A 15,190-nucleotide genomic window follows, 5' to 3' on the forward strand; every position below is an offset into this window, starting at 1 on the left:
GCTCTGGAAAGTATGGTGCACCCAGGAAGATTCGAACTTCCGACCGCTCGGTTCGTAGCCGAGTACTCTATCCAGCTGAGCTATGGGTGCATTTTAAATGGCGGTGAGGCGGGGATTCGAACCCCGGATGCAGCTTTTGACCGCATACTCCCTTAGCAGGGGAGCGCCTTCAGCCTCTCGGCCACCTCACCATACGCCTCTTTCGAGTTGTGCTGACTAACTTTGTTTAAGCTCATCGGCACTGCGTGGCGCACATATTACTTTCCCGCACTTATAAGTCAAACCCTTTTTTCCCAACATCGCCCTGTTTGGACAATTCACGCGCAACATGAGCAGTTTCACGGCAAATAGTGAGGTATGAACGGTAAAAAACACTATTTTTTCTAGAGATAGCCGTCAGCAAAGGAAGTGTCATTTGTCGGAGAAAGCAGAAAAACAGGGGGCAAAGCAGAGAGGGAAAACCAGAATATGCACAAAAGGAGAGATCAGCGCCTCGTCATTAACGAGACGCTTGGTAAATCAGAAACTCGTTTGTTGAGACTTCTCAGCCTGAATACGCTGATAGATCTCTTCACGATGCACAGAGACCTCTTTGGGCGCATTCACACCAATACGCACCTGGTTACCTTTAACGCCTAAAACGGTAACAGTTACCTCATCGCCAATCATGAGGGTTTCACCAACTCGGCGAGTTAGAATAAGCATTCTTTGCTCCTTGAAGAATTAAAAGAGTCGGGTCTCTCAGTTTCCCGGCCATTATCTATTAACCGCGGGTAAAACGTAAGCCATGACCCCCACATTAAGTGTAACGAGCCTGCGACATCAGCCACCAATACTTTAAGCTTAGTTGAAAACAAGAGCTTTGTGGCTTTTCTGGCTTAACCTACCCCACCTGCGATAGTGAAAACGCCATACTGTACAATACATTATGGCGTTTCTTTGTGTAGTGATTTATTTCTTATTACAGCTTATCGTTTACCCAAGCCTCTACACTGGCAAGAGCAGCCGGAAGGGCATGAACATCGCTCCCTCCTGCCTGTGCCATATCAGGACGGCCACCGCCTTTACCGCCAACCTGCTGGGCGATAGGAGCAATCAGCTCACCTGCTTTAACACGGTCTGTCAGATCTTTGGTCACGCCAACGATCAGACTGACTTTATCATCGGCAATCGTCGCCAGAACAATAATGGCTGAACCCAACTGGTTTTTCAGATCATCAACCATGGTACGCAGCATTTTTGGTTCAACGTTATCCAGTTGACTTACCAGCAATTTAACACCTTTGACTTCTTTGGTCTGGCTGGAGAGTGAAGCACTTTCCTGCGCAGCTTGCTGATCTTTCACCTGCTGAAGTTCTTTTTCCAGTAACCGTGAGCGTTCGATGAGCGTACGGATTTTATCCGTCACACTGTTCACATCACCTTTGACTAAATGCGCCACGTCCTGCAACAAATCACTCTGCTGATGCAATGCTGCGATAGCATTTTCGCCCGTGATACCTTCGATACGACGGATGCCCGCAGCAGTGCCTGACTCGCTCTGAATGCGGAACAGACCAATGTCACCGGTACGGCTGGCATGTGTGCCGCCGCAAAGTTCCGTTGAGAAGTCACCCATCGACAGTACGCGCACGCTGTCATCATACTTCTCGCCGAACAGGGCCATTGCACCCTGCTCTTTTGCATCATCCAGCGCCATGATCTTGGTCTGAATGGGCAAGTTACGGCGGATTTGCGCATTCACCAGATCTTCAACCTGACGAATCTCTTCCGGCTTCATCGCTTCAAAATGCGAGAAGTCGAAACGCAGATAATGGTCATTGACCAGAGAACCTTTCTGAGCAACATGCTTGCCCAATACCTGACGCAGTGCGCTATGCAGCAAATGCGTGGCCGAGTGATTCAGGCGGATGCGTTCACGACGGGCGGCATCAACGACAGCGTCAACGGCATCACCGATGCTCAGTTTGCCGACATTCATCGAGCCCTGATGACCAATCGCTTTACCGTATTTCTGTGTATCAGATACTGTAAAGACACCAGTTGTCGATTTCAGTTCACCTTTATCACCGACCTGTCCACCGGACTCAGCATAGAATGGAGTGTCATCCAGCACGACAATGGCGTTATCACCCGCGTTGATTGATTCAACCGGTTGCCCGTCGATAAACAAAGCCACCACTTTTGAATGACGATCCAGGTGCTCATAACCGGAGAACTGGGTAACACCATCAACGCGAATCATACTGTTGTAGTCTGCGCTGAAACCACTGGATTCACGCGCACGACGGCGCTGAATTTCCATGGCTTTTTCAAACCCGACTTCGTCTACTTTGAGATTACGTTCACGACAAACGTCCGCGGTTAAATCCAGTGGGAAACCAAAGGTGTCATACAGACGGAAAGCGATTTCGCCATCGAGCGTATCGCCTTTCAGCGAGGACAACTCGTCGTCCAGCAAGGCCAGGCCGCGCTCTAGCGTACGTGCAAACTGCTCTTCTTCGGTTTTCAGCAACTGCTCAACCATCGCCTGCTGCTGTTTCAGCTCTTCTGCTGCTGGGCCCATCACCTCAATCAGTGGAGCGACCAGTTTGTAGAAGAACGTGTCTTTCGCACCCAGCATATTGCCGTGACGAATCGCACGACGAATGATGCGGCGTAATACATAACCACGGTTTTCATTCGATGGGATAACACCGTCGGAAATAAGGAATGCGCAGGAGCGAATGTGGTCAGCGATAACACGCAGCGATTTGTTGTTTAAGTCTGTCGCACCAGTAACTTGTGCTACGGCGGCAATTAATTTCTTAAACAGATCGATATCGTAGTTCGAATTCACATGCTGCATCACCGCAGTGATGCGCTCCAGGCCCATCCCGGTATCAACTGACGGCTTAGGCAGTGGGAGCATAGTACCGTCTGACTGACGGTTAAATTGCATGAAGACGATATTCCAGATCTCGATATAACGATCACCATCTTCTTCAGCTGACCCCGGAGGTCCGCCCCAGATGTGGTCGCCATGATCGTAGAATATTTCGGTACAAGGACCGCAAGGACCGGTATCGCCCATTTGCCAGAAGTTGTCTGACGCGAAAGCTCCGCCTTTATTGTCGCCGATGCGGATAATGCGCTCTTTAGGTACGCCGACTTCTTTTTCCCAAATGTTGAAGGCTTCGTCATCGGTTTCATAAACCGTAACCCACAGCTTCTCTTTTGGAAGGTTGAACCAGTTCTCACCGGTCAGCAATTCCCAAGCATAGTTAATAGCATCATGCTTAAAGTAGTCGCCAAAACTGAAGTTACCCAGCATTTCAAAGAAGGTATGGTGACGTGCGGTATACCCCACATTTTCCAGATCGTTATGTTTGCCGCCTGCGCGGACACAACGTTGAGACGTGGTCGCGCGGTTGTATTCGCGCTTATCCAGACCCAGGAAAACATCTTTAAATTGGTTCATCCCGGCATTGGTAAACAACAGTGTCGGATCGTTAGTCGGGACAAGCGAACTGCTTGAAACAATGCTGTGTCCCTTACTGTGGAAGAAATCGAGAAACGCTTGTCGGATCTCAGCGGTGCTCTTGCTCATAAATGTCCCGGAATCTGGCTTGAAGAACGGTTCGCGGGCGGTGTAAGTGCCGAATTCAGCATCAGACAGTACATCTCGCGAACAAAAAGTGTGGATAAGATAAATTTTCTTCGCAGGGAAGTAAAATCCCGTATGCGGTCAATCATCAAAATCGCGATAAATGGACTGGATTTCTTCGTTAAAGAAGCCCCGATAGAGTAAATAGCGCATGACTTTTGATTTTTCTTTCCAGTCAGTGGGCAACGGCTCATCGAATTTTCGCACGGCAAGATCACGGGCAATGGCACACCAGTCAACGTCTGTGTTTTCTAATGCAGTCGCGATTATCTCTTTATCTACGCCTTTTTGCTGCAACTCTGACCGAATACGTTGCGCACCGTAGCCTTTGTTACTGCGCCCTGAAATATAACGATCGGCGAACTTAGCGTCATCCAACCAGTTGTGCTGGTAACAGTAATCAATGACGGCCTGCACATGTTCGGGGGAAATATCCTCGGGAATTTGACGCTCTGTTTTTTTCTGTACCTCCGCTTCCTGCCACTCTTGTGAGAAAGAGAGTGTGGATTTACGGGCGCTGGGTTTTGCAGGCTTAGAATAGGAAGGTTTACTGAAGGCGACGGGTGGAGTTTGTAGTTTACGTCGAAGTTCCATTTCGCCATGATCTCGCTGAGATAACAGCCGCATAGCCCGGCTGATCAGCGCATTAATTTTTCCGGCGTCACTCTCTTTTGCTGGCGCAAAAAGCGAGGAATGATCTTTCGTTTCGTCACTCTTGGTGAAATTTTCAAGATTTACCGCGTTGTCATCCGACATTTTGGTCACCTTATATGAGCAAAACGCCAGCCTGAGACTCAGGCTGGCGTTTGGTAGACTGCGTGGACTCCTGAACAACAGGTTCAGGATCTGGCGAAATTAAAATTCTTCGCTGGTTTCAACGCTGTCACCCAGATCTTCAACGGTGGCCGTCGCGCTGATTTCACCAGTGCCGCCGTTAAGCAGCATATCACGCAGCTTTTTGTCGATCTCAGCGGCAACTTTCGGGTTTTCTTTCAGGTAATTGCAAGAGTTAGCTTTACCCTGACCAATTTTTTCACCGTTGTAGCTGTACCACGCACCAGCTTTTTCGATCAATTTGTGCTTAACGCCCAGATCAACCAGTTCGCCGTTAATGTTGATACCCTCACCGTACATGATCTGGAATTCGGCTTGCTTGAACGGTGCAGCGATTTTGTTTTTAACCACTTTCACGCGCGTTTCGCTACCAACCACCACATCGCCATCTTTGATTGCGCCAATACGACGGATATCAAGACGAACCGATGCATAAAACTTCAGTGCGTTACCACCGGTTGTGGTTTCCGGGTTACCGAACATCACGCCAATTTTCATACGGATCTGGTTGATGAAGATCAGCAGGGTGTTGGCGTTTTTCAGGTTACCGGCCAGCTTACGCATTGCCTGGCTCATCATACGTGCCGCAAGGCCCATATGGGAGTCGCCAATTTCGCCTTCAATTTCGGCTTTTGGCGTCAGGGCTGCGACGGAGTCAACAATGATCACATCAACAGCGCCGGAGCGGGTCAATGCATCACAGATTTCTAATGCCTGCTCACCGGTATCCGGCTGTGAACAGAGCAAGTTATCGATATCAACGCCAAGTTTTTTGGCATAAATCGGATCCAATGCGTGTTCGGCATCGATAAACGCACAGGTTTTACCTTCGCGTTGTGCTGCAGCAATAACCTGCAGAGTCAGCGTGGTTTTACCTGATGATTCCGGGCCATAAATCTCAACGATACGGCCCATCGGCAAACCGCCGGCACCCAACGCGATATCCAGAGACAAAGAGCCGGTAGAGATCGTTTCAACATCCATAGAGCGATCTTCACCGAGACGCATGATGGAGCCTTTACCGAATTGCTTTTCAATCTGGCCCAGTGCTGCAGCTAACGCCTTTTGCTTATTCTCATCAATAGCCATTTTTGCTCCTTCGTCTGACGTTAAGTGAATGACCTCACTTACGTCACTGAATGTAATTGGTGTACAGGTAATTGAAGCTAATTATACTGTATGCTCATACAGTATCAAGCCTATTTTTCAAGAAACTCACTTAGCGTTGTTTGTAATGAAAAAACAGCAGCTTGCAGACGAACAGACTCACGGTCACCGGTAAATTGTCGTTTTAATGCCAGGATTCGCCCCTCTCGGTCAGCAAAACCAAACCATACGGTACCGACCGGTTTAGCGGCGGACCCTCCATCCGGGCCTGCTATTCCGCTTATTGACAGCGCCAGATTAGCACCTGCGGCATGCAACGCACCTTGTGCCATTTCACGAACGGTTTCTTCGCTTACGGCGCCAAATTCGTTCAATGTGGCCTCAGCCACACAGAGTAATTCATGTTTCGCAGCATTGCTGTAAGTCACATAGCCACGGTCAAACCAGGCCGAACTGCCCGCAATATCCGTAATAGCTTTTGCCACCCAGCCCCCGGTGCAGGACTCCGCGCAGGTTATCCATAATCCCTTTTCTTTCAGCTTATTACCCACCGACATACTTAACTGGTGTAACTGATGTTCGCTCATAAATCATCCTGTCGGGCGTGGAAGTCGTGAAACGATATTATCACTTAAGCCACGTACAGATCAGCCCGCACACATTTTTTGCGAGATGCATTCAGAGATAAACTCCCCGAGTCGAAATAGCATTGAATCAGGCCAGTGAAACCTGCTCGAAGCGCTGAATCATAGCTAATGCCAGCCCCTGCGCGGGTTTGAAACGCTCAGTAATGAAGGTGAAATGGGTGCGGCTGAAGGGGAAAGGCAGGGTAAATTGCCGTGCTGTAGCGAGGGTTTGTTCAACAAAAGGTGGGGAAACATTGTAGGGACAATCGATCAGTAAGATTTGGGGGTTTACCAGATGGATAATCTGACTCACCGCTTTACCGAGCAGTTCCCCGGCATTCGTCATGACTTCATTCACCTGTTCAGGCGACTGCTGACGGTTGTCCCAACTGAGCCCGGGCTGGCGATGGCTGAGTTGCGTATTGATAGCAGATAAACTGATCAATGACTCCAGACAGCCCTGCTGCCCGCAGGAGCACGTTGGCCCCTGTGGTAAGACGGCTAAGTGCCCAACTTCACCCGCAGTCCAACTGCCCCCGGAATAAACACCTTGTCCGGTCAGCAAAGCACCGCCAATTCCCTCGGCAATACGCAGATAGAAACAGGACTCATTTTCGCCCGGCGTCTCCCCTTGACGCGCAATTAACGCTGTCGCTTTGACGTTATTCCACACATTTACCGGCACTGAAACGGCGGGAGTCAATGCTGCAAGCAGATCCACCTCGCCCCATCCAAGATGAGAAGAGACATGCAGAATCCCGCCGTGTTGATCGATAATGCCCGGAAAACCCACGCCGATACCCACCAGTTCAGGATGACTTTGCTGTAACTTCTGACAGTGGCGGGCAATTTCACTCAACACATCCTGAGGAGTTGAAGTGTCGAGAGTCAGTGTTTGTTCTTCAATGATTTCGCAGAAGTAGTTACACACCATCCAGTGCAGACGGTTGCGTTCAATCATGATCCCTGCAGCCATGATGGCTGCGGGTTTTAGCGCAACATGAATTTTAGGCCGGCCAATACTGTTGGTTTGCGCGACGCCCTGCTCTTCCATGTAGCCGAGCGCCAGCAGGTCATCAACGATCAGTGAAATGGTGTTTTTGCTCAACGCAAGTGCGCGCGAAATATCCAGGCGAGAGCTGATTCGCTGATGGCGCAGATAAGCCAGTACCCGTTTTTCATTGTACTGGCGCAACAGTGCGGGTCCCTTGCCTGAGTCTTTCATGCTGTGATTTTCCATCGCGGTTGACCATGACGCCCGCATTATTACATGACGCCGGATCAGCACGTCAACCTATTCCCCACTCCATACCCTCACACCATTTTTATAGGTTGCCAGCGGGATCAGTGACTCATCGGCAGCAGGCTGCAACAGAACGGCATCAAGGGGCGCCCCCACGGCCAGCCCAAGTTTCACCGGTAAATTCAGACGCGCAGCCGGGCGAACCGAAGCCATCTCCAGTGCCTGAGCACGCGGGACTATTGCATTTTTAATCAACGTATTGACCCCGTGCAGCAAACCCTGTGCAGACCCTGCCAGTAGCGCCGGATTGTCTGCCATAGACAACCGCCCCGTCGGGCTCAGTACCACACTTCCGCCGATATGCGACTGATAACAACCCGGTGGCATACCAGCATGGCTGGTCACATCACTGACTAACATCGCATGGTCACCTTTTGCACGGATAAAGACTTTGAGCACCGACAGTGGCAAGTGCTCACCATCGGCAATCATCGCGCACCACAAATCATCCTGCGCTAATTGCTCCCAGATATAGTTAGGATGCCGCGGCAGCGTCAAATGCGCACCGTTGCCAAGATGGGTGGACATTCCGGCACCGGCGCGTACCGAGGAGGCAATCTGCTCTGCGCTCGCGGAAGTATGTCCGATGGAAACCACCACCTGTTGCTGGCAACAGTAGCGAATAAAATCATCGGCTTGTGGCCATTCGGGTGACAAAGTGATGAGACGGATCCGACCCTCTGCGGCATGCTGCCAACGCTGAAACAGCGCCTTGTCAGGGCCTTTAATATAATCAAGGCTGTGCGCGCCCCGCGGGCCATCTTGCGTAGACAAAAAAGGGCCTTCCAGATGGATGCCGGCGATGCACTGTTCTACCAGAGGGAACTCCCGGCAGGCGCTGGCAAGGGTCTGTACCATCTGCTCAATTTCATGATCGCTGTTAGTGATCACGGTGGGCATAAACGTGGTGACACCCTGTTGCCATAAGAGACGGGCCACCTGCTCTGCGGCCTCTTCAGCAAAAGGGTAGCAGTTGAAGTCGATACCGCCGTAACCATTAACCTGCAGATCGACCAACCCCGGCGCAATCAGCGGTAATGCATCATCTGCCGGCAGGGGCCGGATCTGACGGATGATTCCATCACTCGCACGGATCTCAACCGGCTGGTTGTTACGATAGTCTCTGGCCCGCAAGGTGACATCAGACATGTGGCACCTCGCCATAACCGTCGACATCGGTATAGAGCGTGCAGGCAGGATGGCTCCGCAATACCGTTGCCGGACAGGAAACCGACGTGGGCTGAGACAGAACACCCGCAATGGCCTCACGTTTATTTTTACCCGGTACCATACAAAATAACCGCCCTGCCGCCAGAAGTGTCGGGATGGTCAGCGTAAGGGCATGAGTGGGTACCGCCAGCAATGACGGGAAACAACCATCATTAACCTGCTGCTGGCGGCAAACTGCATCCAGCTCAACAACTTTCATTACGTACGGATCGTTAAAATCCGCCACCGGCGGGTCGTTAAATGCCAGATGACCGTTTTCTCCGATTCCCAGACAAACCATGTCGACAGATGCCTGTTGCAGCAGATACGCATAATCACGACACAACTGCTCAGGTTCTCCCGACGAGGGAATGAGGTGTACTTCTGCCGGATGTACGATATCGAACAGATGCTTTTTCAGGTAATGGCTGAACAGCGCGTCTGAACCGGCAGGCAGGCCGATGTATTCATCCATATGAAAAGCCACAACTCTGGACCAGTCGATATCCTCAGCCCGGCTCAGCGAGGCCAGAAACTCATTTTGTGACGGCGCGGCAGCAAAGATAATCCGGACCTGCTGCTGCTGTTTCAGCAATTGGCGTAGGTGCTGTGCCGCATCGGCGGCGGCTGATTCCCCCATCACCACGCGGTTCGGGAAAACCTCAATCTTCAACTGTTCGACCTGTTGGGTAAAGTAGGGTGATCTCATCTCATAACATCCTGTTGGTTATCGGGATTCAGTTTGATAGGCCGGTTTAACATCCGGCAGCGGTGGCTCTTCGATCTGGTCCTGATTCAGTGCATTTAGCAAAATATCGACCTCCGCACTCACCGGGCTGCGGCGTAACCATCCGCCCAGCGTATATACGGCCAGCGACAGCAACACGGGAATGGCGACGATTTCAGTGGTACTCATGTCAGGGATCACAAACTTCACCAGGAAGAAGGCTGTAACTCCCACCGCCCACGAGGTGATAGCCGCCGTGGCGCCGCATTTTCGAAACCAGGGAAGTAGCCCGAGCAGCATCGGAATCGAGATAGGTCCCACCAGGCCGCCGAACCAGATAATCAATAACGACAGCACACCACCGAAACGGTTGGCATTTATCGCAATAAGTAATGTGGTCAGAATAAACAGCACAACCGTGATCCTCGCCACCAGCAGCGAAGACTGCCCCTGACCGAAGCGGCGCGGAAACAGCACGGGCAGAATGTCGCGGGTCACCACCGCAGTGATGGCATTGGAGTCCGAGGAGGTCATCGATAACGTATGGGTAAACATCGCCACCAGCACCAGACCGATCAGGCCGTTGGGCAGAAGTTGCATCGCCATAATCGAATAAGACTGCGACGGGTCGGCAATATTGGGGAAGAGAACCGGAGCTGCCCACATCGGATAAAACAGAATTAATGGCCAGATCAAATACAATGCCGATGACAACAGTGCCGCTTTACGCGCATCTTTGCCGCGAGGAGAGGCAATAAACCGCTGCGCCAGATTCCATGTTCCCCCGTTGTAACTGAGGGTGTAAATCACAAAATAGGCCAGAATGAAGCCCATCGAATAAGGCCCGGCGACGATATCCGTATGGCCGGTGGGCAGTTTGTCCCAAATGGTCAGCAACTGGCTAAACCCACCGAGATGGAAAGCGACGGCAACCACCATCACGATGGCGGCAATAAACTGCACAATAAACTGGCCGAAATCATTGCAGGCATCCGCCCATAACCCTCCCAGCACGGTATAAAACAGACACAATACGCCAGAGATACCGATACCAACGATGGGATCCAGCCCCGTAAATACATTGATGATAATGGCGATCGCCGCCCATTTTGCGCCAACGTCAAAGGTCTTAAGCAGGACACCACTCCAGGCCAGAATTTGCTGAGTTGGCACGTTATAACGGGTAGCGAGGTACTCCATCGGTGATTCAATATTCATATGGATACGCAGACGTGCCCAGCGTGGAGCGAAAATAATCGACCCAACGAATACCGCAATCGAGATGGGAAAAGCCCACCAGAAATAGATAGTAATGCCGTATTTATAGGCCACGGCAGCATAGGCCACGAACACCGCCGCACTGTAGCCAGACATATGATGTGAAATACCCGACAACCACCACGGCATTTTACCGCCAGCCGCAAAGAAATCCTTGGTACTGCCTACTTTTCGCATTGCCCACAGTGTGATCATTACAATCATCAGCGCATAAAGCGCCATGACAAAATAGTCTATCCCGTTCATCGCTAACTCCGGAGGCGAACCTGCATTGTCGAAGTCCGGCGGGGAAATGTGCCGGCTGAATAATTAATCCTAACTAAGGACAAATTAACCTAGCATGTCGAATCTGATCATTATGTGAACATAGTCACGAAATTTTCGAATAATTATTAATCAGTTATAGGACTTTCTTATGGTTGGGATCCCTGTCATTCAAAAAACAAAAGGGCCACATAATGTGGCCCTTCTCATGACGCGTTCTGGTAACTCAGTTCCCCTGCCTTGCCTTACTCACGGCTTCACCCAACTGCCACACTGCCATCGCATAGTGTGTGCTGTGGTTATAACGGGTGATAGTGTAGAAATTTGGCAGCCCGTACCAGTACTGGAAATTCTGCCCCATATCCAGTCTCAGCAGGCTGGCTTCCTGATAGTTACCCAGTGAACCCAGCGGGCTCAGGCCAGCAGCCTTCAACGTAAACAGCGGATATTTGGTCTTAAAGCCATTCTCAAGCAGTGGTGCCTGACCGGTCGCCGGTACTGCAACCGGCGCGCCTTTGGTCCAGCCGTGCGCTTTGAAATAGTTAGCCACACTGCCAATCGCATCAACCGGGTCCCATAAATTGGCATGCCCGTCACCGTTGAAGTCCACCGCATAGTCTTTGTAGGAAGATGGCATGAACTGGCCATAACCCATTGCCCCAGCAAAGGAGCCACGCAGGCTAAGCGGGTCATCCTGTTCCTGACGGCACATCAGCAAGAAGGTTTCTAACTCACCCTGAAAATAATCGGCACGGCGCGGATAGGCGAATGAAAGCGTTGCCAGCGCATCGATGATGCGGGTTTTACCCATTACGCGTCCCCAGCGGGTTTCCACACCAATAATACCGACGATGATTTCCGGCGGCACACCGTAAACCTGCTCAGCGCGCTTTAGGGCATCCTGATACTGATTCCAGAAAACCACGCCGTTTTGCACATTATCTGGTGTGATGAACTTGGCGCGATAGCGTAACCATGCCCCGTTAGGACCGGATGGTGGCCCGGAGGTTGGTGCTTGCTGATCCATCAATCGCAGTACAAATCCCAGACGCTTGGTCTGAGCTAATACGTCATGCAGTTGCTGGCGGTCAAAACCATGCTCGCGGACCATCTTGTCAACGAACTGGTTCATACCTGCATCGTAGGCAAAATCGCCACTTTGCAACTGGCCGGCATGCTCGGGTTGCAAGATAAACCCGCCGCTCGCCACCGTGGCGGTGCGGGTCCCACCGGAGAACGGGTTCCGGGGGCCTTCCGGAGCTGGCGCAGGTTTGCTACTGCAGGCAGCTAGCAAGGTAATAACGGGAAGAATGGCAGCCAAATGACGCATCGGATATCCATATAGCCATGCAAGAAATAAGTGACGGCTATGTTAAAGCATTGCCCTGCGTGAACAAACTGGAATATGCCGATGAATTACATTCGGGCGTTGCGGCAAGTCTCGAATTTTTACCTGTGACAGCCTCTTGCCGGCTGGGCTAGTATAGTGGGGTAAAAATCCACGACCTCTCACAGAAGCCAGTGTGATTCTGAGTGATAAAACGTGATAACGAATGACAACAATAAAAAATCACAATTAATTTTAAAATCAATGGATTATAAGAATATATCTATGAGCAATAATGTAGCGACAGACGCCCACACTCCGATGATGCAGCAGTATCTGCGCCTGAAAGCGGAGAACCCTGAAATCCTGATGTTTTACCGCATGGGGGATTTTTACGAACTGTTCTATGACGACGCCAAACGCGCTTCGCAGTTGCTGGATATCTCCCTGACCAAGCGCGGAGCTTCTGCCGGTGAGCCAATCCCGATGGCGGGTGTGCCTTACCATGCCGTCGAAGGTTATTTAGCGAAACTCGTGCAACTGGGTGAGTCGGTCGCTATTTGCGAACAAATTGGGGATCCGGCCCTCAGTAAAGGCCCGGTTGAACGTAAAGTCGTGCGTATTGTTACGCCAGGCACCGTCAGCGATGAAGCCCTGCTCAATGAGCGCCATGACAACTTACTGGCGGCTGTCTGGCAGGACGGGCGCGGCTTTGGATACGCCACGCTGGATATCAGCTCCGGTCGTTTTCGCGTAGCACAGCCCGAAGATCTGGAAACCATGGCCGCTGAAATCCAGCGCACCAATCCGGCAGAACTGCTTTACCCGGAAAGTTTTGAAGCCATGCAGCTTATCTCTTCCCGACGCGGCCTGCGCCGCCGCCCGATGTGGGAGTTTGAGCTGGAGACCGCTAAGCAGCAGCTCAATCTGCAATTTGGCACACGCGACCTGAGTGGTTTCGGCGTAGAGCAGGCACCTCAGGCGCTGCGGGCTGCAGGCTGTCTGCTGCAATATGTGAAAGATACGCAGCGCACCGCCTTGCCGCACATCCGCGGTGTGACCATGGAGCGTCTGCAAGACGGTATCATTATGGATGCCGCCACCCGCCGTAATCTGGAACTGACACAAAACCTGTCTGGTGGCGTTGAAAATACGCTGGCAGCGATCCTCGATCACGCCGTAACCCCGATGGGCAGCCGTATGCTCAAGCGCTGGATCCACATGCCAACACGGGATGTAAAAGTGCTGAATCATCGCCAGCTGGCGCTGGGATCATTGCAGGATCTGAGTGCTGATTTGCAACCGGTTTTGCGTCAGGTTGGCGATCTGGAGCGTATACTGGCCCGCCTGGCACTGCGCAGTGCGCGTCCGCGTGATTTGGCCCGTATGCGCCACGCATTGCAGCAACTGCCGGAAATCCGCGCCTTGTTACAGCCGCTTGAGACTGACCATATTCAGACGCTGGTGAAAAAATGCGGTGAATTTAATGAACTGGTCGCTTTGCTGGAACATGCCGTGGTTGAAGCCCCTCCGGTATTGGTGCGTGACGGCGGTGTCATTGCACCAGGCTATAACGTCGAACTGGATGAATGGCGGGCACTGGCCGACGGCGCGACCGATTATCTCGACCAGTTGGAGATCCGCGAACGTCAAAAACTTGGGCTGGATACGCTCAAGGTCGGCTTCAACGGCGTGCATGGCTACTTCATTCAGGTCAGCCGTGGGCAGAGTCACTTAGTACCTATCCATTATGTCCGCCGCCAGACCCTAAAAAATGCGGAGCGCTACATCATTCCTGAACTTAAGGAATATGAAGACAAAGTGCTGACGTCGAAAGGCAAAGCGCTTTCGCTTGAAAAAGCATTATACGAAGAGCTGTTTGATCTGCTGATGCCACATCTTGATGCGCTGCAACAAAGTGCCAGCGCGTTGGCGGAGCTGGACGTGCTGAGTAATCTGGCTGAGCGGGCATACACGCTGAACTACGCCTGCCCGACGCTGAGCGATAAACCCGGAATTCACATCACCGGTGGCCGCCATCCGGTGGTTGAGCAGGTGCTGAGCGAACCCTTTATCTCCAACCCGCTCGCCATGTCGCCACATCGCCGCATGCTGATCATTACCGGCCCGAACATGGGCGGTAAAAGTACCTATATGCGTCAGGCTGCACTGATTGTACTGATGGCGCATATTGGCTGCTACGTTCCAGCCGATCAGGCCGTCATTGGCCCGGTGGACCGCATATTTACCCGCGTAGGTGCTGCAGATGATCTGGCGTCCGGGCGTTCCACCTTTATGGTAGAAATGACTGAAACGGCTAATATTTTGCACAACGCAACAGAAAATAGCCTGGTTCTTATGGATGAAATTGGCCGTGGTACTTCAACCTATGACGGGTTGTCGCTCGCCTGGGCCTGTGCGGAAAGCCTGACCAACCGTATTAAAGCCATGACGCTGTTTGCCACGCACTATTTCGAACTGACCACACTGCCGGAAAAAATGGAAGGCGCGGTGAATGTCCACCTCGACGCCATTGAGCACGGGGACACCATCGCCTTTATGCACAGCGTACAGGAAGGTGCAGCCAGTAAAAGTTATGGTCTGGCCGTCGCCGCGCTGGCGGGCGTGCCGCGTGATGTGATCAAACGGGCTCGACAGAAACTGAAAGAGCTGGAAACCCTCTCCAACAGCGCGGCAGCCAGTAAAGTGGATGGCCCGCAACTGGCACTACTGACAGAAGAAGTATCGCCTGCGGTGGAGGCACTTGAGGCGCTGGATGCTGATTCACTCTCACCACGTCAGGCACTGGAGTGGATCTACCGTTTGAAAGATATGGTCTGATACCAGCACGTTTATCCAACATCATTTG

11 protein-coding genes and 2 tRNA genes are annotated in these 15,190 nt (G+C 51.8%); 1 reads left to right on the forward strand and 12 read right to left on the reverse strand.

Translation table 11 applies throughout. The features are described from left to right. Positions 1-13 precede the first annotated feature (13 nt). The 12 genes from ACZRKO_RS12470 to mltB form a co-directional block, all read right to left on the reverse strand. Positions 14-90 (reverse strand) — tRNA-Arg (locus ACZRKO_RS12470). A gap of 8 nt (positions 91-98) precedes the next feature. Continuing rightward, positions 99-191: transfer RNA gene (locus ACZRKO_RS12475), tRNA-Ser, on the reverse strand. Between the two features lie 328 nt (positions 192-519). Further along, positions 520-705 (reverse strand): carbon storage regulator CsrA, encoded by a 186-nt coding sequence (gene csrA, locus ACZRKO_RS12480; protein ID WP_009639031.1) that lies wholly within the window; start codon positions 703-705, stop codon positions 520-522. 256 nt (positions 706-961) lie between these two features. After that, on the reverse strand, positions 962-3,589 hold the full coding sequence (gene alaS, locus ACZRKO_RS12485; RefSeq protein ID WP_463737591.1) for an alanine--tRNA ligase: 2,628 nt from the start codon (positions 3,587-3,589) through the stop codon (positions 962-964). Positions 3,590-3,727: 138 nt separating this feature from the next. Beyond that, complete coding sequence (recX, locus tag ACZRKO_RS12490) at positions 3,728-4,297, reverse strand: recombination regulator RecX (protein ID WP_463738084.1); 570 nt, start codon at positions 4,295-4,297, stop codon at positions 3,728-3,730. A gap of 204 nt (positions 4,298-4,501) precedes the next feature. Then, on the reverse strand, positions 4,502-5,569 hold the full coding sequence (gene recA, locus ACZRKO_RS12495) for a recombinase RecA (RefSeq protein WP_463737592.1): 1,068 nt from the start codon (positions 5,567-5,569) through the stop codon (positions 4,502-4,504). A gap of 110 nt (positions 5,570-5,679) precedes the next feature. Then, positions 5,680-6,174: a nicotinamide-nucleotide amidase gene (pncC, locus tag ACZRKO_RS12500; RefSeq protein WP_463737593.1), complete on the reverse strand. Its 495-nt coding sequence runs from the start codon at positions 6,172-6,174 to the stop codon at positions 5,680-5,682. A gap of 127 nt (positions 6,175-6,301) precedes the next feature. Beyond that, the gene (locus ACZRKO_RS12505; RefSeq protein ID WP_463737594.1) at positions 6,302-7,438 is read right to left on the reverse strand and encodes an ROK family protein; all 1,137 of its coding nucleotides are present in this window, start codon (positions 7,436-7,438) and stop codon (positions 6,302-6,304) included. A 69-nt stretch (positions 7,439-7,507) separates the two neighbouring features. Then, complete coding sequence (locus ACZRKO_RS12510; RefSeq protein ID WP_463737595.1) at positions 7,508-8,665, reverse strand: N-acetylglucosamine-6-phosphate deacetylase; 1,158 nt, start codon at positions 8,663-8,665, stop codon at positions 7,508-7,510. Then, entirely contained in the window at positions 8,658-9,434 is a 777-nt protein-coding gene (locus ACZRKO_RS12515) for a 6-phosphogluconolactonase (protein WP_463737596.1), read from the reverse strand. Before ACZRKO_RS12515 ends, ACZRKO_RS12510 begins: the two co-directional genes overlap by 8 nt. A gap of 18 nt (positions 9,435-9,452) precedes the next feature. Beyond that, entirely contained in the window at positions 9,453-10,976 is a 1,524-nt protein-coding gene (locus tag ACZRKO_RS12520; RefSeq protein WP_463737597.1) for a sodium:solute symporter family protein, read from the reverse strand. Positions 10,977-11,220: 244 nt separating this feature from the next. Continuing rightward, entirely contained in the window at positions 11,221-12,324 is a 1,104-nt protein-coding gene (mltB, locus tag ACZRKO_RS12525) for a lytic murein transglycosylase B (RefSeq protein ID WP_463737598.1), read from the reverse strand. A gap of 282 nt (positions 12,325-12,606) precedes the next feature. Here mltB and mutS point away from each other — a divergent pair, with 282 nt between their 5' ends. Beyond that, positions 12,607-15,162, forward strand: a complete 2,556-nt coding sequence (mutS, locus tag ACZRKO_RS12530; RefSeq protein ID WP_463737599.1) for a DNA mismatch repair protein MutS — start codon at positions 12,607-12,609, stop codon at positions 15,160-15,162. Positions 15,163-15,190 lie beyond the last annotated feature (28 nt).

The sequence above is a fragment of the Ewingella sp. C233 genome, assembly GCF_055407225.1.

Excerpts from the sequence above, each read along its gene's own strand:
- pncC (WP_463737593.1), bottom strand. The coding sequence starts at position 6,174 with ATGAGCGAACATCAGTTACACCAGTTAAGTATGTCGGTGGGTAATAAG.
- mltB (WP_463737598.1), bottom strand. The coding sequence starts at position 12,324 with ATGCGTCATTTGGCTGCCATTCTTCCCGTTATTACCTTGCTAGCTGCC.
- ACZRKO_RS12520 (WP_463737597.1), bottom strand. The coding sequence starts at position 10,976 with ATGAACGGGATAGACTATTTTGTCATGGCGCTTTATGCGCTGATGATT.
- csrA (WP_009639031.1), bottom strand. The coding sequence starts at position 705 with ATGCTTATTCTAACTCGCCGAGTTGGTGAAACCCTCATGATTGGCGAT.
- ACZRKO_RS12510 (WP_463737595.1), bottom strand. The coding sequence starts at position 8,665 with ATGTCTGATGTCACCTTGCGGGCCAGAGACTATCGTAACAACCAGCCG.
- alaS (WP_463737591.1), bottom strand. The coding sequence starts at position 3,589 with ATGAGCAAGAGCACCGCTGAGATCCGACAAGCGTTTCTCGATTTCTTC.
- ACZRKO_RS12515 (WP_463737596.1), bottom strand. The coding sequence starts at position 9,434 with ATGAGATCACCCTACTTTACCCAACAGGTCGAACAGTTGAAGATTGAG.
- mutS (WP_463737599.1), top strand. The coding sequence starts at position 12,607 with ATGAGCAATAATGTAGCGACAGACGCCCACACTCCGATGATGCAGCAG.
- recA (WP_463737592.1), bottom strand. The coding sequence starts at position 5,569 with ATGGCTATTGATGAGAATAAGCAAAAGGCGTTAGCTGCAGCACTGGGC.
- ACZRKO_RS12505 (WP_463737594.1), bottom strand. The coding sequence starts at position 7,438 with ATGAAAGACTCAGGCAAGGGACCCGCACTGTTGCGCCAGTACAATGAA.